This is a genomic window from Enterococcus ureilyticus (assembly GCF_001730315.1).
Lineage (GTDB): Bacteria > Bacillota > Bacilli > Lactobacillales > Enterococcaceae > Enterococcus_L > Enterococcus_L ureilyticus.
In genome coordinates, this window is record NZ_MIKC01000001.1 from 344,336 (window position 1) to 370,286 (window position 25,951).

At 34.7% G+C, this 25,951-nt stretch carries 23 protein-coding genes; 2 read left to right on the forward strand and 21 right to left on the reverse strand.

Going from position 1 to position 25,951, the window contains the following annotated elements; all coding sequences use genetic code 11:
- Window positions 1-743 precede the first annotated feature (743 nt).
- Together BCR24_RS01565 and BCR24_RS01575 are read left to right on the forward strand one after the other, a co-directional pair.
- Entirely contained in the window at window positions 744-1,052 is a 309-nt protein-coding gene (locus BCR24_RS01565) for a hypothetical protein (protein ID WP_069638793.1), read from the forward strand.
- Window positions 1,053-1,314: 262 nt separating this feature from the next.
- Complete coding sequence (locus BCR24_RS01575) at window positions 1,315-2,859, forward strand: DNA cytosine methyltransferase (RefSeq protein ID WP_069638795.1); 1,545 nt, start codon at window positions 1,315-1,317, stop codon at window positions 2,857-2,859.
- Between the two features lie 111 nt (window positions 2,860-2,970).
- On the opposite strand, the gene BCR24_RS01580 is transcribed toward BCR24_RS01575, so the two are convergent.
- From BCR24_RS01580 to BCR24_RS01680, 21 genes are all read right to left on the reverse strand, one after another.
- Window positions 2,971-3,810 (reverse strand): hypothetical protein, encoded by an 840-nt coding sequence (locus tag BCR24_RS01580; protein WP_204638623.1) that lies wholly within the window; start codon window positions 3,808-3,810, stop codon window positions 2,971-2,973.
- 169 nt (window positions 3,811-3,979) lie between these two features.
- On the reverse strand, window positions 3,980-5,014 hold the full coding sequence (locus BCR24_RS01585) for an MAE_28990/MAE_18760 family HEPN-like nuclease (protein WP_069638796.1): 1,035 nt from the start codon (window positions 5,012-5,014) through the stop codon (window positions 3,980-3,982).
- Window positions 5,004-6,137 (reverse strand): DUF262 domain-containing protein, encoded by a 1,134-nt coding sequence (locus tag BCR24_RS01590; RefSeq protein WP_069638797.1) that lies wholly within the window; start codon window positions 6,135-6,137, stop codon window positions 5,004-5,006. The genes BCR24_RS01585 and BCR24_RS01590 overlap by 11 nt, the downstream gene beginning before the upstream one ends.
- Before the next feature lie 318 nt (window positions 6,138-6,455).
- Window positions 6,456-6,758: a DUF4176 domain-containing protein gene (locus BCR24_RS01595; RefSeq protein WP_069638798.1), complete on the reverse strand. Its 303-nt coding sequence runs from the start codon at window positions 6,756-6,758 to the stop codon at window positions 6,456-6,458.
- A gap of 40 nt (window positions 6,759-6,798) precedes the next feature.
- On the reverse strand, window positions 6,799-7,446 hold the full coding sequence (locus BCR24_RS01600) for a DUF443 family protein (RefSeq protein WP_069638799.1): 648 nt from the start codon (window positions 7,444-7,446) through the stop codon (window positions 6,799-6,801).
- Between the two features lie 2 nt (window positions 7,447-7,448).
- Window positions 7,449-8,078, reverse strand: coding sequence for a DUF443 family protein (locus BCR24_RS01605; protein WP_083244273.1), 630 nt, complete (start codon window positions 8,076-8,078; stop codon window positions 7,449-7,451).
- Window positions 8,079-8,118: 40 nt separating this feature from the next.
- A complete protein-coding gene (locus BCR24_RS01610; protein ID WP_069638801.1) occupies window positions 8,119-8,754 on the reverse strand; it encodes a DUF443 family protein in 636 nt (211 codons plus the stop codon).
- Window positions 8,755-8,759: 5 nt separating this feature from the next.
- Complete coding sequence (locus BCR24_RS01615) at window positions 8,760-10,124, reverse strand: LXG domain-containing protein (protein ID WP_083244275.1); 1,365 nt, start codon at window positions 10,122-10,124, stop codon at window positions 8,760-8,762.
- Window positions 10,114-10,470 (reverse strand): DUF3958 family protein, encoded by a 357-nt coding sequence (locus tag BCR24_RS01620; protein WP_069638803.1) that lies wholly within the window; start codon window positions 10,468-10,470, stop codon window positions 10,114-10,116. Before BCR24_RS01620 ends, BCR24_RS01615 begins: the two co-directional genes overlap by 11 nt.
- 20 nt (window positions 10,471-10,490) lie before the next feature.
- Window positions 10,491-10,778 carry a TIGR04197 family type VII secretion effector gene (locus BCR24_RS01625; RefSeq protein WP_069638804.1) on the reverse strand — a complete coding sequence of 96 codons (288 nt, stop codon included), beginning with the start codon at window positions 10,776-10,778 and terminating at the stop codon, window positions 10,491-10,493.
- Window positions 10,779-11,794: 1,016 nt separating this feature from the next.
- Window positions 11,795-12,478: a signal peptidase I gene (gene lepB, locus BCR24_RS01630; RefSeq protein ID WP_069638805.1), complete on the reverse strand. Its 684-nt coding sequence runs from the start codon at window positions 12,476-12,478 to the stop codon at window positions 11,795-11,797.
- A 19-nt stretch (window positions 12,479-12,497) separates the two neighbouring features.
- Complete coding sequence (locus BCR24_RS01635; RefSeq protein ID WP_069638806.1) at window positions 12,498-13,166, reverse strand: hypothetical protein; 669 nt, start codon at window positions 13,164-13,166, stop codon at window positions 12,498-12,500.
- Window positions 13,167-13,188: 22 nt separating this feature from the next.
- Window positions 13,189-14,331: a WxLIP family cell surface protein gene (locus BCR24_RS01640; RefSeq protein WP_069638807.1), complete on the reverse strand. Its 1,143-nt coding sequence runs from the start codon at window positions 14,329-14,331 to the stop codon at window positions 13,189-13,191.
- An 88-nt stretch (window positions 14,332-14,419) separates the two neighbouring features.
- Window positions 14,420-15,235, reverse strand: a complete 816-nt coding sequence (locus BCR24_RS01645) for a WxL domain-containing protein (protein ID WP_069638808.1) — start codon at window positions 15,233-15,235, stop codon at window positions 14,420-14,422.
- Between the two features lie 35 nt (window positions 15,236-15,270).
- Window positions 15,271-16,077, reverse strand: coding sequence for a WxL domain-containing protein (locus tag BCR24_RS01650; protein ID WP_069638809.1), 807 nt, complete (start codon window positions 16,075-16,077; stop codon window positions 15,271-15,273).
- Window positions 16,074-16,421 carry an EF2685/EF0750 family sortase-dependent surface protein gene (locus BCR24_RS01655; protein ID WP_069638810.1) on the reverse strand — a complete coding sequence of 116 codons (348 nt, stop codon included), beginning with the start codon at window positions 16,419-16,421 and terminating at the stop codon, window positions 16,074-16,076. The genes BCR24_RS01650 and BCR24_RS01655 overlap by 4 nt, the downstream gene beginning before the upstream one ends.
- Before the next feature lie 13 nt (window positions 16,422-16,434).
- Window positions 16,435-20,571: a pectate lyase-like adhesive domain-containing protein gene (locus tag BCR24_RS01660; protein ID WP_069638811.1), complete on the reverse strand. Its 4,137-nt coding sequence runs from the start codon at window positions 20,569-20,571 to the stop codon at window positions 16,435-16,437.
- A gap of 54 nt (window positions 20,572-20,625) precedes the next feature.
- Complete coding sequence (locus BCR24_RS01665) at window positions 20,626-21,354, reverse strand: winged helix-turn-helix domain-containing protein (protein ID WP_069638812.1); 729 nt, start codon at window positions 21,352-21,354, stop codon at window positions 20,626-20,628.
- A gap of 269 nt (window positions 21,355-21,623) precedes the next feature.
- On the reverse strand, window positions 21,624-22,751 hold the full coding sequence (locus BCR24_RS01670) for a tyrosine-type recombinase/integrase (protein ID WP_069638813.1): 1,128 nt from the start codon (window positions 22,749-22,751) through the stop codon (window positions 21,624-21,626).
- Between the two features lie 1,154 nt (window positions 22,752-23,905).
- Window positions 23,906-24,811, reverse strand: a complete 906-nt coding sequence (gene rbsK, locus BCR24_RS01675; RefSeq protein ID WP_069638814.1) for a ribokinase — start codon at window positions 24,809-24,811, stop codon at window positions 23,906-23,908.
- Between the two features lie 46 nt (window positions 24,812-24,857).
- On the reverse strand, window positions 24,858-25,811 hold the full coding sequence (locus BCR24_RS01680) for a nucleoside hydrolase (RefSeq protein ID WP_069638815.1): 954 nt from the start codon (window positions 25,809-25,811) through the stop codon (window positions 24,858-24,860).
- Between the last annotated feature and the right edge of the window lie 140 nt (window positions 25,812-25,951).

Consider the following 25,951-nt stretch of genomic DNA (forward strand, 5'->3'; position numbering starts at 1 on the left):
ATCGTTCGGCGGCAACCTTACGATCGAAGCCTTGTTAAGACTTTAAGAGCAAGTCCAAACAAGTTGCCAATAGTGCTAGCAACATGTACTAGCTTCTTTATTGTACCTAAAATAGGGTGAGATTTCTAGCGAATCTTTGCTTTTTCTGGGTGTGATTGGTTGTTGTGTATATGGAATTAGGCTATTGTCGACGGTATTGGGCATCTGCTCAATGCCGTTTTTTTCTGTCCTACGAGTACGTTTGAAGGGAGGGACGTTTTAAGAATCGATGAAAAACTGGATAAAACAAAAAGGCACTTCACCGTTTGGCGGCAACCGAACGATGAAGCCTTGCATAGAAAGTTAAGAGCCAATCTATACAAGTTGCCAATTTGCTAGCACCGAAGCACTAGCTTCTTTATTGTACCTAATTTTCTTTTGAAATTCTAGTTGGTTTTGTTAATTTCTTGGGATTAAGGGTGGTTTAGGAGTGAATTGTGGGGTTGGTTTGGCTGATTGATGACGGTATTGACAGGTTCGGTATCGTTTTTTGTTTTACTCTGGGAGAAGGCGTTATGAATACAGCAAGGCTTTGAAAGTCGTTTGTAGCGCTGGGTTATGGGTTTGCCTCGTCAATGTGCAGATAGAACGGTCACTGAATCCAGAAATTTAGTGAAAAAATTGGTGGGAGAAGTTGGATTTGGGCTTGGTTTCGTTTGGCGCTTATCGGCTTTTCTCCGCCTTATTTGAAGTAGATCAGGAGAATGGATAAACAAGGACAGAATTTAAAGGCGGTTACGTATCAGGATATTATTGAGTTGCGGGATTTTATGGAAAAGATGGCTTCTTGGCAGGAGCCTTTGGCGATTTTGGATCATTTTTTTCAGTTTCGGTCTGGGCCGATTAATAAGAAACGGATTGTGAAGGAGTATTATGCGCGGGCGCAGATGTTTCATGCTTTTTATGAGGATTATAATCGGTTGATTGAGTTGGGGGATGAATTGGTGATGGAGATGGTTAGGGCTGAGAAGGTTGAGACTGGGTTTGAGATTAGGAAAATGGATTTGGAATAGATTGCGTATGTTATAAAAGAGGATGGAGATGATCCATCCTCTGAAAAGTTATTTTTGTTTTGTGAAATTGTACGTTTCTAATGGAACAGCTTTCATCTTACTAACCATACATAAGAATAATACTTTTAAAAATGCTGACAATAAATTTATTGAATTATACAAGAAAAAAGTTATAATTAGAACGTACGTTCCGTATTCCGACTACCTAGTTACTTTTTTGATAATTATAAGTTATAATACTTAAATGATAAGGGGAGATATTATGCCGTATGTTATAGATTTATTTTGTGGTGCTGGGGGTTTTAGCGAAGGAATCATTCAGGCTGGCTTTGATATTGTTTTTTCTAGCGATAAAAGTTCTGAAGTCATGACAACATATAAAAACCGACACCAACAACTTGGTCTTATTGAAGGTGAGAATACTCATTTCGAGTTAGCCGATATAAGACAATTAACTGGTGACAATATATTTAAAGAAATAAACAAACTGAAAAAATATAAAAACATGAACTTTAAACGTGGTGATATTGATGTAACATTTGGAGGTCCGCCATGTCAAGGTTTTAGTAGAGCTGGTAAAAGAGATTCTAGTGATCCTAGAAACATGCTATTTCACGAGTACTTAAGAATTATTCACGATGTTTATCCAAAATATGTTGTTATGGAAAATGTTGAAGGTTTTATGGATATGCAAATGTTAGATTTTCCGAGTGTTTTATCCAAAAACAAAATCTATGAAGGACAAAGATTAGCTAAAGACATTTTAGAAACTGAACTAAAAGGTTTAGGATACAATATGTTAGAGCCTAAACTTCTAAATGCTTCAGATTATGGAGTTCCGCAAAATCGAAAAAGAGCCGTATTCTTAGCTTGGCGTGAAGGCATGAAAGAGCCTAAATATCCGACAAAAATCAACCAAAAAGTTACTGTGAAAGAAGCCTTATCTGGCATCATGAACAACTATAGATCTGAATATGCAAGACAGTCTAAATTCGGTAGAACGCCAAATACCATTGGTAATTATATTTCAGCAACTAGAATAAACAATCAAGAATTGTCAACTCACACCAAAAGTGTAATTCAGCGATTCTCTATATACAATCAAGGAGAATCGACCCGGATAGCTAGTGAAAGATTAAAGCAAACAGGATTGGATTTACTAAACGACTATCCAGAACTTTTTTTTGAGACTCTTTTTAACGTTAATAAGTCATCCAACATGTTAATAATTGAAGATATCTTACAAGAACTTGAAATTTCACTTGAAAATTCAAAAAAAGAAAGATGGCTGGGTGATACTAATAAAGTTCTAAGTATTTTATTTATGGCTAAACCAAAAGAAGAAATATATCACATATATTTTTCCAAACTAAAAAATCGTATAAATTCTAGTGAAGAAACTACACAAAAATTTCTTAATATGTGTCATAGTAGGTTAAATTGTAAAATTAGCTTAAGCCAGCTTTCTAACGCATGCATAAGTGGCTCTGGATTGACTGATGATATTTTAGAAGCTCTGTTTACAAAGAAAAATAGTAGGAAACGTCTTGATTCTCTTGGTCAAGCCCCTACAATGGTTACTTTACCAGATGATTTTATTCATCCTTTTGAAAATAGAATTTTGACAGTTAGAGAAATGGCTAGACTTCAGTCTTTTGATGATAGTTTTGAATTTTTGGGAAAAAGAACTACTGGAGGAGATAAAAGAAAACAAGAAGTGCCACAATATACACAAGTAGGAAATGCTGTTCCTCCTCTTATGGCTAAAGCAATTGCTTCCTCTATCATGAACTCACTTTACACATAATTAAATTATTTTTGTGAGTAAAAAAGATAGCAATTCGTCTCTTGATTTAAACTATACATTCTAAGTAAAAATCAAGAGATGAATTGAATTATTTATAGATTTTTTACCTAATCACCCTAATTTAAAATAGTCATATACTGTGTTAATTTTTTCAAGTTCTAAATCCAAATTTGTTATTAGTCTTGTGCTAGATTGACTACTTTTAAAATTCCGGTTAAATATTTCTTTTATTGATGAGGCCGTATCATTAAGGGATTCTCTTCCCCAAAAATTACCTCCAGATAAATTTCTGACTCTTTGAACGGCAGTTTTAGTAGGTGTATACTCCTCTTTATTTGTTGGAACAGTTACAAAAGAGTACTTAAAATCCGCCAAATTTTTTATAGAAAAACCGTTACCACCAATTTGAATTCGGTTAGAAACAAAAGAATCTGCAGAATATATCATATCCCACAACATTGGTATTTGAGCGTTATCATTCCAGTTCGTTTTGCATTGAATAATATTGATTGAAACTTTTTCAAAATCTCTATCTATAAGAAAATCTAATAACTCTGACCTATTTATTTTATTTTTAACGTAATTAGGTATCAATTCTCCTGAGCAATCTCTTATTAATAACTCATCTATATTAGTTAAATAAGACTCATCATTTGGAAATGAAATCGCAATCAAATCCGCTTCTGTATCAGATCTAAAATTACCATAATATACTGCGATCGCTTCCTTTAATGGTTTCGGAACAAGATTTTTCTTTTGTTTAATCACTACAGTTCTAGTGCCAATAAGACAAAGATTCAAGTACCAGCAAACCAAGCATTCCCATTTATATCCCCCACCAGAGACAGAACTTTGATTTCGTCCTTTACTTGTGGACTGAAATAGTTCAGAAAGAGAGTCTCCCATATTAAAAATATTTTTACCATTAACCTTATTTTCTATTTTTTTCATGAAAGTATCTCTCCAGCTCTCCTCCCATACCGCAGAAAAGCTAGTAGAAAAAAGCTCTTCTATAGCACACTTTCTTAATTCTTCTATCAAATTACTGTTAATCATAGTTATAAAACATTCCCTTACTAATTTTATTTTGTATAATTTAAAAAAACGGCTGTTCAAAAAATTAATAGATTTTTATATTAACAGGATCTTGCAATGGTGCTTTATTCATTTCAAATAATTCATTTGTTTTTCCCTTTGTTATACGACATTCTGCATCAATTTCTAATGAGAATAGTTCATCTATCGGAATGATTTTACATTTTCTTCTTTTTTTATTCCTCATGGATTTAACATTGATTCGCCTATAAATTTTATCATTTCTATCAAAAACAAACCATTTTACTTCTCCAATATATATTTTTTTTCTTTTCCCAGTGATTTTGGTTTCAATAATTGCATTGGTCTGAGGATTTACGGTATTTTCATGCCATATATTTGTAATTTTTATTTCAGAAACCAAAGTGTTATCTAATTGTTTAAACATTTTTATAGATTGACTAGCCTTATATTCATTAACTATAATCATAAGTTCTTTAAAAAATTCACAATAGTTCTTCAATTGTTTGGTGTTAAATATTAAATCAATATCATATGCATGGGATATTCTATTTCGATGAGTCACTAATGTATTAAGATATTTTTCAACTTCATTTTTTGGTACTTCTTCCCCTTCAATATCAATCTCCACATTTGACTGATTCAATTCTTCAATAGTTTTATCTAAGTTCTTATTTTTAAAGTGCTTTTGAAGATCATCTTTGTTAAAATTTATTCTTCCAAATAATTCTAACATCTCTTTATATTTCAAATTATTTGAGCTACACAAGTTCTTTTTTGATATTATTATTTCGTTCGAATCCAAAGTAGAAAGAAAATCTTTTTTGATATAACTTTTTGAAAAAGCATGCTCAATATAATCTTTTATAAAACCTGCATCCATTATCAATGATTTATTTTCTTCAAAAGAAGAATAAACAATATCTTTGATATAATTCTCCCAACAAGTATACAAATTTATTACAGATGATTTATACATATTCAATTTTAATATATTGGCTTCTTCTTTAATTCGGCTATGAGTTATAGTCAAAATATTCTCATAAAGTTCAATGAGCCCAATGACCTCATTTATTTTTTTTAAATATCTATCTATCATAGATAATGCTTCCTTTCAATTCGTGTTCAAAAAAATCTACACGTTCAGAAACATTTTTAATTGCAGTGTACTTTCCATTAAATAATTCTTTATTGCTATTAATTGCAGCATATTTCTTTTTGGATAAATTGTTGAATTTTACCTCATTTACATCTATCTCTTGTTCTTCTAAATCCTCAATAATACTAGCCATGTATAACATGACTGTATCATAAATCATCTTTTCACTTTTCTTACTTTTAGCTTCAGATTTAAATGCGTTCTCACCAAAAATTTGATATGCAAGGAATACTGTCTTAGTAAACAAAGATCTTAAAACTTCCACATCATTTTCTTTAAAGGTAATACTTTTTTTCATATAAGTATCCAATAATGCTTTTATTCCCTTAGATATTTTATGCGCTGTAGCACTCTTATATGCAAAAAAACGAAGAACTAATTCACAATCTTCCATTCTTTCAGATACCGCATTTTCAAATCCCCAAAGTTTTCTAAATAACTTATCTTTAGATAACTCAATTAGTAACTCATTAAATTTCCCTGGATAGAGAGCATTTCTTATTTCTTGGGGATCCAGCTGCATACCTCCTGTATTTAATCTCTCAAAAACAAATTGTTTCATTGTCATTTCACTTGATTCACTTTCAGCTGTTTCTTTCAATAAGATAGTTGCTGATATATACCTACGATTAATTCCTTTCTGAATTTCCATTGGTAATTCAGAATATTTTTTCCCGTTAAGTTCATGCCAAATTTCTAATCCTTCTAATGCAAATTCATCTGCAAAAAATTGAAGTAAAGTAGATACCCTCTGTTGCCCATCCATAACTTCATACTTTGAAAACTCTATTTCATATAAAAATATTGATGGAATAGGAACGTTAATAATAAAACTTTCTATTAATTTTGATTTTCGTTTTAGATCCCAAACTCTCCTTCTTTGATAATTTGGTTGAAGAATGTGCTCGGCAAAGATATTAGCTAGGTTAGCCAGTGGATATCTAGCTTGTTCAGTAACAATTCTGAATTCACCATTTTTATACTTACTAATTATGTCCGTTTCTTTAGAAAGTTGATTTGTTTCTTTAACTTTTTTTTCTAAAACATCATTATATTTAAACACCTAGTAACCTCCAATTTGTCAAAAATTATTATCATTACTATATTTTACAATATATCTGTATATAAAAAAAGAGTATTCTATTAAAAAGACTTTGCTCTCAAAAAATACATTACTACTACAAATGAAGATTCCAATTTTATATTAAAAGTTAAAAGCACTATTGCCGTACAAACACTGCTCAATCCTTTAAGATGGAAAACTCCAGTTCTATCACATCCAATCGTTCGTTTAGTTACCAATTTTTTTATTACCAACATAGAATAAGAGCCAATAACAAATAGTTATTGACAGCTTACTACAACTTAATTTTTTTCAATATCACCCAAGTGGTTTATTAACACCCCCTCTCTCAATCAACTTACCTTCACCATTTAGCCATTCAGTATATAATTGTTCAAACCGTTCTTCTTCCTCATCTGTATAACCATTAAACAAAACAGAATCAACATTTTCTTGATTAAAATAAAGCACTTCATTAGGATTTAACCCGCTTGGATATCTGCAACCGCTATAATCATACAAAACATTTTTGTCATTTTCATTTACAACGGGGCCTCTGTTTAAAACCATAATTTTTTGACTACCTTCTTTTAAGTAAACGATACTACCGATTGTTAACATAATTTTCACTCCTTTTCACTTGAACCTTGGCATTTTAATGCTATTTCTCAGGTTTATAACTATATTCCATGTTTTCCATAGGTTTTACTATTGACGTGTTTAAAAATGACACAAACACTAAATAGATGAATATGACTGGTATAACCGTTAAGGATTTAGCCTGGATCAATAAGGACAACAGAAAAACTAAGATTGCTATCAAAATAATCGTTCCAGTTACACAACGTTTTTTATAAAAAGTATTATCCTTCTTTAAAACAATCAGATGATCTAATTTTAGAGTTGTTTCCTCATTAAAAATTTTTTTCAACTTATTAAGATTAACTACAGATCGTACATATCTAAAAATGAAGCTACAGAAAAAAGCGATTAGAACAGCTAAAAACATAAGATTCATTGTTAGTTCTTCAAAAAATATACTTTCTAATCCTTTCATAAAAGCATAAATTACACCACCTAGCATAAATCCAGAAAACGACCATATTAAAGCGCCCGTTTTGTTTTTAGGAATTTTTTTAAGCTTAGTATATTGGTCTTCATTAATTTTTGTAGCGTTGTTAGCAACATACCACGTAGACATTGGAATCAGCCAAGTTGATTTGTGTGAATCTAAATCAATTAAATACTTATCCTTTTTATTGATTGTTGCTAATTTAAAACGAGGTATAGACGTATCTTCTACTCTCATTTCTATTTACCATATTCTATATATTTATACGACATATCACTGTAGGGTTTAACAACGAGAGTATTAAGGAAAAACAAGGCAAACGAAAGAATTAATAATATCACTAAAACTACTGCCTCTAGATAAGCAAGATACAAATACAATAATAAAAAATAAACTCCTAAAAAGATGAACATAGATTGTAAACAAATTTTTTTGTAGTATGGATTCTTTTCTGCTAATTGGATATATCCCACTGATTTTTGATTTATTTCGTAATTTTTTAATTGATACATGTTCACTAAAGATACGATATATCTCAAGATAAAAGCTATCATCACAATAACTAAAAAGGAAATTATCAAAGAACTAACTGTTGCTGTTTGAAAGACAATATCGATTACCCCTTTAAGAAAACTATATACCACACCACCTAAACCGATAGCTGCAATGTTTATACCTGTTGATGCTGAATATTTACTATCACGTTTTAGAAGATTGTACTGGTCCTTAGTTATTTCTACTGCTTCTAGTTTACTTAACCAGATAATCATAGGGAAGAACCAAATCAATTTGTTTGTATCCATATCTATGAGATATCTTTTTTCGTTGAGAATTGCTAGCTTGTAGCGACTTATTTTAGAATTATCTATTCTTACCTTTTACACCTCCAGAGACGATTACAAAGCTTTCTTATTTTTTGTTGGGATTCATACAAAAACTACTTCCATAAGGATATACATACCCTCTATTAAGGAATAGAGAAAACAAAACACAAATAATAAAAATCACAATCATATCAAAAGAATAGAACACGCTAATATATCCCACAACAAAGATAGCTAGGAAAACTATTAATAATGCCACTAAACTATTCCTTTTGTAATAGCTCGTTATACTTTCTTTTTCTATACTGATAACTATTTCTTGCCTTTTTTCTCCCAATTCATTTTTCATCTTATGCTTATTATAAACGGAAATAACTGCACGATAGCATATTAAAAGTATGCTAACAGCAATCAAATAAAGTGCTCTCATTTTTATTTCTGAAATAGTTATATTTTGAAAAATCATATTGATTAGCCATGTGGACGGTCTCCCAATAAGTATAGATAGGAACACAATCTGAACAACGCCATAACCAGCTTTTTTGTTGGTTAGCAGTTTCTCAAACACTCCTTTATCTATTTCTATTGCTTTGAACGGAAGTAGCCATACAAACATTGGCAGAAACCAAGATATTTTTTTACTATCTACATCTAATAGATAGCATTTTTCATTTAGTTCTACTAATTTGTATCTTTTGTTAGTTGATTCATAAATTTTCATATTCTTCACCATCCAAAACCAGAAACAAGATCATCAAAACCTTTAGATACAGACTGACCTATCTTATTTATTCCTTCACTTACCTTTTTTGCACCTTTATCAAAATTATCGGCCCATTCATTGCTCATATCTTGTATTCCCATAACATTATTGTCATACATTTTATTTGCTAACCAACTACTTCCCACTGCTATTCCTGCAACTGCCCAACCAGCAGGATTACTGCCAAGAAGTGCTCCTACAGCCATTGTAGTACCCGCCGTTATCCAAGTAGCAGTACCAGTTACTGCTACATTATGAGAAATAGCTTGTCCCATGCTACTTCCTTGAGACGTATCAATCATCATCCCAATTGTAAAGCCTGCAACAGGTAATCCAATATTTTTTGTCATTTGACCAACAGCATATGAACTTGCTCCATTTAAACTTGCATTCATAGAAGCACTATTAATATTTGCTAAACCAAAGGCAGTGAAGGACGAACTTCCATTAGTCAACATTCTGCCTAGAGCATCGAAATTAAGATACTCCCCTGCTGATTCTAAAAGTGCATCTAGCTCTATACCAGATAAATCATCAGCATACTTTCCAAAGGTTTTCTTTAATGATTCTAAGACTTTCTTTGGAAATGTTATATCTTTATCCCTTTTTTGAATATCTGCTAAAATAAGTAAATCCTTTGACGTTACCTTTTCTGGAAAAAGCTTAGCAATTCTATCCACTTCTCTTTTATCATAAGTACTACTAACTTTTTTCGTCCAATCCAACGCTTTCCCTTTAGGAACCGAAAACGTCCCAGTCGCAGGATTAAACCCACTATTCGCCTGCTGCAAGCCTTGCGACAACGTCGAATAAAAACTATTCACCCCATCAAAAATAGCAGGCGATGTTCCATTAAACGTCATTAATTTCTCTAACTTCTTCTCTAAATCACGTTTTGTCGTCTCTAACGATTCAATAATCCGCCGATTGGCTTGTTCCAATGGATTCGTTCCTGTCGGAAGCTTTGGCAAGCCTCGATTAATACTCTCCATATTCAGGATCGATGTATTGATTTGTCGGATTCGTCTTTCTAAGTCATCTGACTTTAAATCAATACTATCAACCTCAGATGTATATTGATCCACAAATTTTTGACAAGCTTCTGCTGTCATGTCCGCGCCTACTTCGGCACCTTGAACTAAAGGTTGGATCACTGCCGCAAAGAATTCTTTGGCAGAGTCATAGCCTTTACTTGATAGTTCGCCTGCACTCATAAACTGTTGATTGCTTTGCATCAACGACGTATAGCCTTGTGCTAATTGGCTACACGCACTTTTAACACTGGATGCTTGGCCTCTCGCTTGACCGAGGTACATATCAATACTCATGCTGTTCCGACCTTTCTTCTTTTGTTTTTATTTCTTGCCAATGTAAGTCTTCTTGTTGATCCTCTAATGCTCTTGTTTGTTTTTTTAGTTCTTGCTGTTGCTCCTCTAAAAATTCTTGAACGCCTCGGCTTTGCCAGTTGATTTGTTCAGCCATATCTTGATACAACATATCTGTCTGGCTTTGAGCAAATTCTTCTTGTAATTCATTGAATAATTGCTTTTGATAGAAAAAATATTCTTCGTAATGTTCTTCTGTTTGGTTGATGTCACGTTTTAGATCTTCGAGTTTTTCTTGTTCGCGTTCGAGTTGGATTTTTTGTTGGTTGATTTCTTCAAGGTTGGACATACTTTATTCCTCCTTTCAGCTTAAGGAAGCATTTGGTTATACTGCATTTGAGCGATTCGTTGATCAACTGCTTCGAATTCAGCTGCCACTGACCGGATATTGTTACTTGCTTGGGTAACGGCTTGGACAAGTGAGGTGTTAAAGGTCGTTAGTTGCGTGATAGCCTGTTGCGCATTGCTATTGCCTGCAACAGTTGTTTGGGTATCTTTTGTGATCGTTGTCCCTTGATTTAGAGAACTCACCGATGATGCTATAGAAGTAGCGACAGCTTGTGCTACTGCGGCATTACTGTTTATATCCTTTGGCATCGTTTTTTCCTCCTATAATTAAAAAGTAAACGTCTAACGACTTAGTTTTTATAATAGTATATATACTTAATTGTAATTCGTAAACAACTCAATGTAAATATATAATTTTCAAATGTTTTGTTTGCTTACTTAAAAGGAAATTATAAAATACATTTATCAGTTTGAATATGTGTTCTGTTTTCAATCTTTAAATTGATCCAAAAATATACACTTTTTTCCTACTTCACTATTATTATATACAGCAACCAGTGAAAACTTAATGCGCTCTTACAATGGTCGTTTAAAAGCTGAAGCTTTCCGAGGAGGTAGAGCTTTAGGATCTTTCACAGGGTCACATACGTTCACAAGTGGACATTTACTCACAGCTTTACGAGGTGTGTCTTATACAGTGTCCTATAAACGACAAGCGAATGGATATAGTAATAATTTTGCTGTCGGTTTTGGGAATAACTATTGCTATGCTATGATATATAAAACCTTATAAAATTGAAATAGTAAGATCTATGTCAAGATAAATTAGGACAGGAGTGAGTTTTCATAAAATATAATAAGTTGCTAATCATTACACTTAGTTGTCTATTTATAGTTTTGAGAGTTGTTGGAACTTTTCTGACACTGAATTTTTTACCTATTCAAGACCCTGAAACATTAACATTGGAAGAAAAGTTTAAACTGCAAAAAGAATTTTCTATCAATTATGATTTAGGAAATTCTATGATAAATCTAAGCAAACTATTTTTTGTAGTTTTGATAGCGTACTCGATATACTCACTTTATGTTTTTTGGAGAATTACTCACTCTGACAACAGTGATTTCATCAAATAAGATTTTTTTTCCTCCTTTGCGAACTTAAATGTAAAGGGAGTTTTTATATGGATCAAATTATGCTATCAGAAAATATTACTAATGATGGGAAAGGTGTTTTTTTATACAGCCTTTAGTTCATCTTCGCTAACTTTGAATATAGTAAAAAAAAGGATGGAACATCTCCATCCTTTTTGTACTATATTCCCACTCTAAAAACTCTTCATCTCACCAAATGGCAAAAGTTGCATCGTCACTTTGCCAATCACATTCTCTTTTGCAATTAAACCATAATGCCGACTATCCGTCGCATATGGTCGATTATCTCCTAAAACTAAGTAGTATCCCTCAGGAATCGCAACAGCAGAGGTCAACGTTCGATTCGTGAAATCTTCTGTATAATTTTTACCGTTGCGTTGGCTTTCATTGATTTCATCCATAATAAATTTTTCGTCTACTGGCTGGTCATTCACGAAAAGTGTATCGTCCGTGTACGCAATTTTTTCTTCTGGCAAACCAATGATTCGTCTAATTTGCGTGTTCCCATTGCCACTTTTAAAGGTAACTAAATCAAAGCGTTTGAGGTTCGTTGTTTTTTGAACAAGTACTTGATCTTTTTCGCGTAACGTCGGAATCATGCTAAAACCACGGACCGTCGCGATGGTCAGGAAAAAGGAAGTGATGAAAAGCATTAACACGACACCCAAACTTATGGCCATGATCAGTTCTTTAAGATAGCTTCTAACACGTTGTTTTTTTCGTTTAGACTTTTTATTAAGGTTTGGTTTTTTTTTGTTTTTCGTGTTTTTTACAGGTACATTTTGGGAAGGACGTTTTTTTCGTTTGGTTGTTGGCTTTTTTTTCTGTTTGGTTGTGTGCTTTGGTTTTTTCTCCATAAGAAATCACTCACTCAGATTACTTTTCTTCTTTAAAGGCGGATTCATTCACTTTGTAATAATCAAATGTTAGTTTTTCATAGTCTTGTGCTTTCTTGATGTCTGCTAAAAAACTGTCCACTAACGCTTGGTTTCCGAAAAAGTTTTTTGTTTGTGTACTTGCATTCATTCCTAATTGTTTGATCGAATTATAATAACGATTCAAAGTGATTTGTCCTTCTTCGGAATTGATGTCACTTGCTTTTTTTGTTCCGTAGCTTGCCATAGAAGTCGCTAAGTAACGAATATTTTTTTGCAATTTTTCTTCGTCGTCGCTTTTATCCCGTGCCACAATCAGTTGGTCTTCAAAGTCTCGCAGTAGGTAATAGCCTTTCACAACAGAATCTGAATCTCCTGTTGTGAGATTCATCGACTGGTAGTAAGAAAGATACGAGATGCCACCAGCTAAAACAACTGTCACAAATGACATTACCCAAAATAAGCGTATGCTCTTTTTTTTCTGGTTTATCAACTGTCGTTTTTTTCGTGCGATTTTTCTATTTTTCTTTTTATTTTTAAATTTCTTATTTGGAAGTTTTTTTAGTAGTCTACGTTTATGAAAAAACTGTACTAAAAAATAGCCTGACCCTAGGAGCGCAACAATTGACAGTGCTATCCCTATGATGAAAATCCAATCTAAAACAGACATACACTACAGCTCCTATACTTTCCTAATCCTTTTTCTTACTGCTTTTTCCATTAGATGACCCTTGTTGTTTCTTCTTTTTACGTTCTTTTTTTAAGGCTAATTCTTTTTCTTGTTTTTTCTTATTACGTATGCGAATAATGACGAAAATTAGGATAATTAAGGCTAAAATACCAACAACGATTAGGGCGATCAATTTCCAGTCCAGCCCTTTTTCTTGCACTAAACCTACATCTCGCTCGTTGAATTTGTTCGCATCTTTATCTGAAATGTTGAAGTCTTTAGTCCATTTCCATTTTTTATCGCCAGAGGTCACGAGAATGTTTGCTACATAATCTCCTGCAACCATCCGCTCACCGTTCATACTGACAGGAAAGTCAATAAAGGAATTTGGTGCCATTCTCATTGCGGTTTGTTTGCGTTCATATAGAACAGTCTCTTTCCCTTTCTCTGTAATTTGAACTTCAACAGTCATATTATCTAAATACGCTGCCATCACATTAGAGTAATTCACAAAAATAGCATTGCGATAATTGCTTTGGCCAGCTTTCACACTGTTCAATTTTAAATCTGGTGCAATAGCTTTTTCTGATTCTTGTAGTACAACACCAATCACATAGGCATATTGGTTAATGATTTTTGAGCCGCCTTCATTAGAAGAGGTGCCATTTTGATCTGCTCTCATCAACTGGATACCACCAGCAATCACTCCATCATAACTTGTTTCTGGCATTTGAATGGTCAAATCAAGATTCTTGGTTTCTCCTGGTGCTAGCTCAACTGATTCTGGTCCAGTGACAATATCGGTAAAATCAAATTGTACGGATGGATCGTTTTTAATTGTTGATTCACCGTATTCAATCACACCGTTTTGGTTCGTCTTTGCCCCATTCAATTTAACATCGATTGTCACTTTTTCAGTACCAGGATTGCTTAATGTGATAGAAATCTGTTGATTTTTACCTGGGTCCATTTTTAATTTAAAGTAGCCTAAATCTTTTTTTACTTGATTATCTGGAAACGTAATACTGTACGTAAACCCTGTAACACCTGCTGGATTTTTATCAGCGGAATAACTAGGAACTGCTTTTAAAAAAAAGAATCCAATAACCACGACACTCAAGAAAATACTCACCCATTGTTTTATAGATCCTATATGTGATTTCATAACTAACCTCATCTATTCTAAAGTATATTTTCTATGTACACAGAGGAACAAGTTAAACTTGTTCCTCTGCAAAAATCGAAGATCCTGCTTATCCTTCTGGCGTTACTTCTGGTGTTTCTTCTGCAGCTGGTGCAGCAGTAATTTTCCAAGTTACTGTAGCAGTGTAATCCGCTACAGCCATGTTTGAAGCAGTTGCTGCAGGAATTGTTAATTTTACAGATTCTGCATCTGTTCCTGGTGTTCCGTTTTGTGATGTTGAACTTTGACCAAATTCTAAGACGTGACGGCCTTTTCCTTCTTTTTTATCTTTATCAGCTACAACGACTGTTTTTGCATCGTTCGCCGCTTCTGTTAATTGAAAACCAGTTTGAACGTTTGAAGGAACAGCATTTGTGTTATCTCCTTGCGCTGCAGCAAGTCCGTTGCTGAAGTCAATTGTTGAACCAGATAATACGTTTGTTCCTGATGTAAATTGTTTTGTTAATTGTGCTGTGATTGTATATCCGAAAACGCCTCCGGCACGAACGTCAGCCCATTGTACATAAGCACCACGTTTTGTTGTTCCACCGTTAAATGTCATTGGTTTTGCATAGCTTGTTACAGTGTTGGCAGATGTTTTAACAGAACCAAAATCCAAATCAGTCGTTTTTTCAATAACTAATGACCCTTGTTCTGTGTTTGTGTTTTCATCTGGAGATTCTGGATCTGGCGTTGGTAATACTTCACCTGGATTTTCTGGATCGACTGTTTCAGATTCGCCACCACCGGCAGTTCCTTCTGTCACTTTTACTGTACCTTCTGACGTTAATTCAGTTGGTGCTGCGAATGCAGGTGTTGCCGCTCCTAGAACTGTTACTCCTAAAATTGCTACTAATGTTGATGCACAAAGACTTCTTGCTTTCATATTGATGTTCCTCCTAATTGTTTGTGTGTTATTTATTAAGGCAACTTGGCTAAAATCCAAGTTATCTCCGTTTGGTATTCTACCGGATGAATTTTTGTTGTTTCCGGTATGCTTAGCGTAATCGCTGAATTGCTATACACTGGTTTACTATAATGACTGTCTATCACTGGTTTTCCCGCTTGATCTACTACGGGTGTCAGTGTTGCAGGTTGCTTGCTAGAATTGGTATCTGATGCGCCAAATGCAATAGTCCAAACACCTTTACCGCTTCCTGCTCTGGCAGTTGCGACTTCATAGGCTGAACCAATCGAATTTAAGGCAATCGTTTCTCGCATCACGGTAGGCGCTTCACTCGTACCGCTGGAATTTGCCCAGCCTTTATCTAGTGAAAGAACCGCACCTTTTAAATCCTGCTCATTCGTTTCTTGAATAATAGGATTCGTAAACTGATAGTTTTGTTTGACTTGTAGGGTCCAACCGGACGATTCTGCTTGTTGATCGGTAATTTGAATGTAGCTCCCTCTAGGACCAGTTTCACCAAAGAACTGTTGCGCAAGAGCGTGATAGTCACGTCCATTTTTAGAAATCTTGCTTTCACCAAAATCAAGAGCAGAAACGTAATCAATACGAAGTGACCCTTCAGTTGAAGGGCTCTCCCCCGGATCAACAACATTCTCTGGATTTTCAGGGTCAATAGGATTGGTTACCACGCTTCCTTTGATGCTGACTGAACCTGATTGATCAAGCGTCTCAGGTGCAGCTTGTGCAATGATGCCTGATTCAATGGCTAGAAACAAACTGGCGATTGCTAACGACCAGATACCGACTTGTTTTAACTTCATTTTTGCTCCCCCTTTCTACGTTTTCGTAAAAAGAGAAGCAATAGCAATAGGAATAGAATACCTATGCCGAAAATGCCGTAGTTTTTTAGCAGCTCCCCCATACTAGGAAGTGTTTTTCCAGCTGGTTTCACTGTTGTACTCGAAGATGTCGTTGTGGATGAACTCGGTTCAATACTGGTAGAGGAATCAGACGGTTCTGTCGATTCTTCGTAAAATGAAATCTTACCGCCTCGATTGACTTGCCCACCTATTCCTTCATTCGCACTTGAACTGTTTGAGTAACTAAACATGCCGATCAACACAACCAGAGAGCAGACGATTAATGTTATTGTTTTATGTTTCATTTTCCACTCTCCTTTATGGTTGTCCAGCCATGACTTTCCAGGTAATTACGCCAACATAATCTCCTGTATAAACGGTATCAGATGAATTAATTTGTAATTTTATCCCGTCAGTATTTGCTGCTTTCCCCCAACTGTCACTGACATCAAAACTACCTGCTGTGCCTTTACTATTGGTGTAAACGACCTGCGCATTATTATTTAAAATTGTTTCCTTACCGCTCGTAACATAACGCAGAGCATTGACTAATTCTTGACCGCTATTGTTTTTCATCGGTGTTGTCAATGTAGCCGTTAAGTTCCAACCGTTTTTGGCATCTGCCCGAGTATCTGTGACCACTAATTGCTGATCAAATTCTGGGTCTTCTACTCGTTTCGTTGTTGCATTATACGCTAGTGAGCCAAAGTCTAACGCACTTGGTACTGAGGTCAAACTCAATACGCCTTGCACTTTGTATTGAACGGTTAGTGCAGTATTATTTATTTTCACCGCTGTTTCATTAGCTGGTCGTTCGGCAATATCATACCCGGCTTTCGTTACATTCGTAAGTTGTGTGGTGACACTCTCTTCTTTTGTTAAGTCAATCGTGTCCCCGACTTGCGTATTTAATTTAACGGTATAGCCAGATAATACTTGATTTGCTTCATTCAAGAATTCAACCGATAATACGGCATCAACATCAACTACTGTCACTTGAATCGTCGTTGTAATGTCTGTAGGCAATCCTGAATCAGCTGCTTTTACTGTTAATGTCACAGGATATGCTTTTGGTTGAAGTTCGCTCACATTATTTAAGCCACCAAAGTCCGTTACTGTTACAAATTGAGTCAGGTCTGTTTTGGTTCCATTTGCTAGTTTATAGGCTTCTGGCTTGCTCTGTTGCAGGATATAATTCTTTAATTCTGTTTCTGATAGATTTCGAATATCTACATAAGATGCCTCAAAATCAGAGCCTGAAACACCTGAAGCTTGGTCATAGACAACTAGTGTTGACTCAACGACTTTGGTATTCGGTGCTGGATTTCCATCAGCATCAACCGCCTGATCTGATACATTGATCTGTACCGTGTGAGTTCCTGGCGTATTCGCTGCTGTTTCTGCCGTAGTAGGATCCGTATAGGCATAATCAAAACCAGTATTGACTGGACTTGTATCACTAACGTCTTTCACCATGTCTTTTGGTGCAGGTAACGTATCCCCTTTTGTCATGTAATAGGTCACCGGTGAAGCTGTAGGTGGTGTTTTATCCAAGACTGTTTGTGTCACTTCTTCGGCTTTTAGATTCGCAAATCCGTAGGCGTGAATGACACTTCCAGCGGTAAAATAATGCCCGGCTGGTACGGTTACGGACCAATTCCCTGCCGCATCTGATTTCGTTGTAAAATTCGCACGGTATTCAGCTGGAGTAGACGTATCTTCTACAGGTGATTTTACGCTATCAGTTGATGGATCAAAGGCTGCCGTGATCGAGTTATTGACTGGTACATCCCAAATGCGGACATAGGCATTTGGAATCGCATAGCCAGACACAGTGGTCGAACTATTATTGCCACGATTATCAGTTGCAATGCTATGAATCGCAATATTTGGATCTGGCACTCGGGTAAAGAGAACTCGTTGTTGTCCTCTCGTTGTAAAATTCGCGTTAAATCTAGTTAACGTTTCATTTGTCATCGCATTAGATGCTGTGATTGTAGGATTAAAGCCACTTCCATAAGCTAATCGCATATTACTCATCGGAATGTACTCATATGTGTACCCATTATCACCATCAGCCCCACCAGCCACATTATTCAATGACCATTGGAAGACATTTTGAACCGACACATCCAAGTTTCCTTGAGACCAAATCAACCCATTATTGGTAGATGTACCGCTAGTTAATGCGCTATTTTTTTGAAGATTCACTCGTTTAGCATCTGAGAATTTAAAAGTTGATGACGCTCCACCCATTCGCAATAAATATTGCGTGATCGATGTGCTATCGCTTTGAATATCAAACGAAGCATTCGGTTGGACGATAAAGGTGGAGTTATTTGCAACATAGAATAAATCAGTTGTACTGGCGCCCATGTTTACACCCTTCACATTTAAATCCCCTGAAACGTTGATCGACCCGCCATTCATATAGATTGGGTTATAGTTTATATTGTTGTTCCCCGTTCCAGAATAAGCATCTGTTTGAATATTTACCGTCGCATCTTTCCCAATATTTAATTCAGATGAAGCTGATCCTAGGTAGACCGCACCACCAAATGTCGCATGATGATTTAAGATATCAACGGTGGAACCTTCGCCTACAGATAATGACCCGCCTGAAATGTTCAAGTTGGTATTGTAGTATTCGGCTGCAGTTGTTTGATCGCCACGTTCCAGTTTAAGCTTGACATTTTTACCGATGGCAAAGCTGCCTGATGGTATATACAGTACGTTGGAACCTAGAGAAGAAATATAAACATCGGCATTATCTTCTACAACGGCTGTAGAAATCGCTAAACTTCCTTGTTGATAGTTATTTACATTCCACGTACGAATCGTTGTGCCGTCTTTCTTTACAGAAGTCCACGTACGTTGTTGCTCCAAATGAACTTTGTTTTTTAGTGTTAACGTGGTTTGTTGTGATTCTAAAAACTGAGTTCCATACCCAGTATAATTATCCATGGTCATTTTCCCACCATTGGCACCATTGTTAAAAATCATCGCACCCCAGTAGTTACCATGATAAACCGTCATATTACTAAATTGGATATCCCATGCTTTTGAACCGTTATTATTATAGGCTTGGAACGAAAAACAGAGCGAACCAAAATCTAGTGTGTAATTGTTCCCGTTGACTTTAACCGTCCGTGCATTTCCTTGTAGTTGGAAATACATATGGGACTCACCACCAGAAGCAATTCCAATCGATGTCGCTGTGGTCACATTTTGAGAGTAACGTAAATACGGACTATAAATAAAATAACTAGATGAATAGGTTGGGGCGTTTGTATAGATATCATTTAATAGTTCAACATTTGTTACCCATGGGTCATTTAGACCAATCGTGTACCCTAAAAAGTCTGTCACATTTCTCGTATTGGTAGCTGAATCAAGATCATAAGAAATATTCGCATTGCTTCGAATCGTTCCCGTTAACCCATTCGTGGCACTTTCAGTTGCCGTATACGATGAAATATAAAATGGTCCAGAATAGTTTGAGGAACTCATGTTAATGTTTTGAAATTTTAAATCCCAATAGCCAAAAATGGTTCCAGAACTTCCTGAGACATAACTCGTTTGGTTTAGAAAACCAATCGCTAAGTTGCCAAAATTAAAGTTATGACCATTTCCATCAATTGTCAGGGAGCGTGCAGTCGCATTTTTATTGATATACAAATAGACATTCTGCGCACTGGCTAGATCAACTGAACTAACACTAAATAGATCCTTATAGTTGTTCAACGTCCCAGACAGTGTAATATCATTTTGTAATGAAATGGTATTCACTGTGTTATCGGCGATTGCTTCAACAAAACTTTGCCAATCAGTCACTTCTGCTGTACCAGCAGCTCGAGTGTTTAATGTTCTTGGCTGAACGAAATTTACATTGTCAGAAGCTTGGCTGCTGGCTGTTGCCTCTTTCGCTTCTTTTACCGAAAGTTTTAGCTCTTGTTGTGCAACGCTACCTGCTTCATCAGCTAATCGTAGTGAGTAATCACCACTTTTGTCTGCTAATAACGCTAATTTCAAGGAAGATTTATCACTATTGACTGTAATCGTCAACATCCGTGTTTCATCATTCCAATTAAAAACAGGGAACTCTACTTTTGGGTCTTCTTTTAAAAGCATGTCTCTTTCTTCTGTTTCGTCAAAATTTATGCCTTCTGGCAGATAAACTTGCCAATCCTTTTTTTGCTCACCCAAATCAGTTGATGGATTACTATCATCAGATTTCTTCAGCTCATTTTGTGCTCTTGTGTCAGAAATTTGTAAATGAAAGAATTCATTTGCATAGCGTTCATCTTCAACAGTTGTCAAGGAGATTGGTGATTTAGCGAAAATTTTGGTTGATGAAGTAAACACCTGTGAAAGCATAGCTAAAATGAGGATTGAAAGAATGGCTATGCTCATTCCAACTAATTGAAATTTTCTTTTTTTTATCATTTCATTCATTTTCCCTCCTGCCCCTTTAGTTTAAAAACAATGTTCTTAGTTTTCTCACCTCCTTCAAGCTTTATTCATCCCAACATCATGTACTTGTTGATTAAGCGCTAATTTGTAACCGATTGTTCGCACCGTCTTAATAAATTTTGGTGAAGTAGGGTCTTCTTCAATTTTTGCTCTTAAATGGAATATAATATTACTAACTCGATACTCTTTTTTCTCAGTATTTTCATTTGCCCAAATCTGTTGATAGATTTCTTCATAGGATAAAGCCTTGTCATGTTTATTAAAAAGAAGTTCCAGTACTTTAAATTCCAATTTGGTTAGGTTAATTTCGACTTTTCCTTCTCTTAAAACACTTAGATTTTCTGGGAGTAATTCTAGTAATGCCTTAGTCGTTGATATATTCTGTAAAATTTTGAGGTCATCTTTATTCTCAATTCGCTTTAAGATATTGGAAAATTGTAGAACAAATTCTTCTTCATAAACAGAGACACCATCTGCACCTAGTTGTAGATAAATTTTCTTTTTTGTTTTTACTTCTTCATTATTATCAATCAACAACACCCAGATTAATTTATTCAATCTCATTCTTAATTCCAAAATATTTTTGCAAATACAAGATAGCTCCGTTAAAGCTGATTCTTCAATAATAAATGCATCTACATCTACTAGCTCAGAACCCACGTCTCCAACTTGTAAAATCGTAACCTCATGACCTAAGCTTACAAATTCTTTGGTATAATCCAATACAGGTTGAGACGAATCTCGAAAAATACCGATAGTATACATCACAGGTACCTCCTACTAAATTTATATCCAGAACTAAAAACTTTTCGCAGTATGTATTCAAAAGTAAATTACTATTGAAGATGTTTTGATCTGAAAATTGTACTTGTCACGCTAATAGTAAAAAACAAATAATGAATATCCTGAAAGAATTAAGTTCAAGATATTCTTTCGATTCAACCAATTATTACTCATTCTCCGAGATAATTTGACGATTCATTTGACGGCTAAAAAAAGAGACACTCAGCGTTTTACCGAATGTCCTTCATGCATTATAAAGTTATCTTTTCATCATAATTAAGCTGTTTATCTATTACCATCATTGCTGAGCGTCTAGTTTCCCACAAAGAATCTGTATAGATATCGAGTGTCATTTTGGTTGATGCATGTCCTAAGATTTTACTCAATGTAGCAATATCAATACCTGATTCAACACATCTAGTTGCGAAAGTGTGACGCAATGCGTGAAAGTGAACCGGGCCTATTTTTGCTTCTTCTACTGATTTTTTAAAACGATAATTAATAATACGTGGCTCTGTAAAACTGTTTTTGCAGGAAATGACGAATATACTCGTACTCTTTTGTTTTTTTTCCATTAAATATCTCTTCAGATTTTTAGATATCGGTATGGCACGTTCTCCATTAATCGACTTTGGTTTCCCTATAATAATCTCAGTCTTGTGGGATTCTGTTACTGAAGGTATTCTGGAAATGGTTCTTTTTACAATAATTCTATTATTTCTGAAATCGATATCTTCCCATTTTAACCCGCTAATCTCCCCGATTCTCATACCTGTATACAAGGCAATAATTTCTGCTGAGCACTCTTTTTTATATAAAGCAATTTGTTCCAATTTTTTTTGTTGCTTTCTATCTAAACTTTTTATTTCTGTTTTCATTAATGGGGGTAAAATGACTCCTTGACAAGGATTTTTTGAAATTTTATTATCATTAACGGCTTTTTTTAGCGCACTTCTTAGCATACTAATAATACTGCGAATAGTGTTGGAAGAGAGTTCTGATAGATACAATGAATAAATAAATCTGTCGATATCAGATGTTTCTAGCTCAGATAATTGCTTGTTTTTAAAAAATGGAGAAAGATGTCGTTTAATTCGCCCTCTATAATTTGAATATGTAGAAGGTTTGATTCTATTTTTCATTAAAATATTTAACCAATAATGTAACCATTCGTCTACCATCATTTCTTCTTTTGCAGACGCTTCTCCGTATATAGAATAGTCTGCATTTTTTTTTGATAATTTTTCTTTTGCTTCATTATATTGTTTTCCATAAACATATCCATAAATAATTCTGCCTTCTTTATCCCGGCCTTTTCTATAACGACCTTCCCAGCGCCCATCCTTTCGCTTATAGATATTTTCTCCTCTTTTTGACATATTATTTCCTCCTAAATCATTTGTATTTGACGGTTTTTGACGGCTAAAAAAGAATTATACATATAAATATCTCTTTTCCAAACTAAAAATAATCAACAAAACAATCAAAAATTATCATTTTTTTGCGTTTTTACATAAAAAATTGATAATAAAAAGATATTTTAGTACTAGACGAATTAAAAATAATAGAATATACTTATACAAGTAATGAATTCCACTCTTTTGAGTACATATAATAAAGAATAAAAATATCTTGAACTTAATTCTTTCAAGATATTAAAAAAAATGAATACCATAAAAAATAAGAATAAAAACATTAATCTTATATAGGAAACAGGTCGTTTAGAAATTGCTTATTTTCTAAACGACCTGTTTTGTTTGTGTACGTTTATTTACTTTTGTCTTCTTATCAAATCCAAGACAGCTATTAGATTCCCAACAACTATAAATATCTTAAATACTTCTGTCAGAAACAAACTAACAATTACTAAACTTGCAAATACACTACTATCGATTTTGTATTAGGCCTATAGTCTTTAAAAAAAGCTAGCTTAATCTTCATGAAACTATGTAACATTATATCCCATAATTGTAATACTAAAAAAACTAAATGTAAAATTATAACATCATTTTATATAAAAAATTAAAAAAAGACTATAAACTATTTTTTTAGAGCTAATTATACTTAAGCGCAACTATTCACTCGCATATATGTACAATAACTAGATAGTCTCATTAATATCAAAATAATTTTTGAACCTAATGCTGTTCTTTTGGATCTATAGTTACAATTTAACTGGTATTCAATAATTTTGCCTTTTCTATTTACAATTCCAACTTTCGTCATTCCTTTTTCCTTATACGCAATCTTTTTTAAACATACCATTCAACATAACAAGATTAAATCTCACAACTAGCAAAAATATCAGAAATCAAAATAATTCTTCTCTTGTGATTTTCCTAAACTTTTTGTTGAAGCACTTCAGTTTTACTTTTCAATTAGAAAAAAATATGAGGAGTATTTCAATAAAAGTCTATTGATATTGCTCCAAACAATAAAAAGAGAACTACCATTATTTGATAGTTCCCTCTTTAAACGATTTCAGTTATTGCTTCTATTATCATCAAAACACTCTATCCAAAATAACTCTCTGCTACAGCAATTCACTCCCATAGGGTATCGATGGTTGTGCTCCAAATCGCTGAACCGTTAAAGCCGCAGCTCTGGTTCCATACTTAATTGCTTCTTCTAGATTGCTAAAATCCTTCTGCAAAACAGAGACCATTGCCCCGATAAAGGTATCACCTGCAGCTGTTGTATCCACTGCTTTGACCTTAAGAGCTGGAATGATCCCGCTTTTTCCTTTTACATCGTAGAAAGCGCCCTTATTACCAAGTGTGATCACAACAGATTCGATACCTAAATTGTGTAGATAGTCAGCTGCTTCTTTCATGCTTTGCTCGGAGGAAATTTTGATTCCTGTTAATATTTCAACTTCTGATTCATTCGGTATAATTAAATCCGTATGTGCTAATAGTTCAGGCGGAATCTGTTCAAAAGCAGGCGCTGGATTCAAGATGGTTTTTACACCGTTTTGTTTGGCTAGTTTAAACGCTTGAATCGTACTATCCAGCGTACTTTCAAACTGGGCAATAATAAAATCACTTGCTTCAATTAAGTCTTGGTATGCTTTGACTTGTGCATTCGTGATATGATTATTTGCTCCAGAATGAATGATAATACTATTTTCTCCAAAACTATCAAGTAAGATATAGGCACTTCCTGTACTTTGATTGTCAATGACCTCTATCCCTGATATATCGATGGTTTCTTTTTCTAATAACGTAATCATTCTTTTTCCCGTATCATCCTTGCCAACCGCTCCAATAAAAGCAGTTTGTGCGCCATTTCTTCTTGCGGCGATGGCTTGGTTGGCTCCTTTACCGCCACCGGAAGTAAATAATTCAGTGGTGTGAAGTGTTTCACCAGGTTTTGGCAGATACTTCATCCTTAACGTTGTATCTGAATTGATACTCCCTATAATCGTAACTTTGTTCATTGGCTGAACGTCCCTCCATTTCAAACGCTTCATATTACATGATTACTTAGTTAGAAAAATGGTTGATTGTTTGAATCACCAATTCTTTGAACTTGGGAAGATCGACATCAAATCCAACCACAACATTTTTTTCTTTCTTAAATAAATCATCATAATCGACAACTGTGCTACCTAATGATAAGGTATTACTCGTTTCCACTTCAACATGCATAGGTAAGGCTTTAAACATAGACGGATCAATAACATAGGCCATCGCGCATGGATCATGCATATGGATTCCTTCAACATGTCCTTCTTCTGCTAAAAATGGTACTGTTGTTGTTAAATTGAAGAAGTCTAGCAAGTCTGCCATTGTCGTTGCGACTGGGTTTCCGATTTCACGGATTTCTTTAATATCCTCTTCAAATAATTGAGCCTTTAAGGTCACATCTAAACCAAACATAGCGACAGGAACACCTGATTTCACCACGATATCAGCCGCTTCTGGGTCAACATAAATATTGAATTCTGCATGTGGGGTGATATTTCCGCCAAAGCAAGCACCGCCCATAAAGGAGATCAGTTCAATTTTTTCTTTTAGTTCTGGATGAGAGAGTAAGAAAATCGCGATATTCGTTAAAGGACCCGTTGCAACGATCGTTATTTTTTCATCACTTTCACTTAACATTTTTGCGAGTAAGTCATTGGCACGAATCGTTGCTGGAGCTACCGTTGGCTCAGGTAATTCAGCACCATCTAGACCACTTTCACCATGGACATCATCTGCAATGATCAACTCTCTTCTAAGCGGTTTTAACGCACCCATTGCGACTGGGATATCTTCTCGATTCGTTAGTGCTAAGAGTTTTCTAGTATTATTGAATGTTTTTTCTGGCAGTTGGTTTCCAGCTGAAGTTGTAATCGCGACTAAATCGATATTATCAGATGCTAGTGCCATTAAAAGGGCAATCGCATCGTCATGACCAGGATCACAATCTAAAATAACTTTTCTTTTTGACATAATTCTAACTTCCTCCTCGTTTAAAAGCATAGTGGGCTTTGGGCTCGTTTAGTCTATTTTCCCAAGACCTTCACTCCCTAAAGCTTTCGCTCTTAGGAATTGAGATGATCGAAGCACAGCGTAGTGACTAGCCCGATATT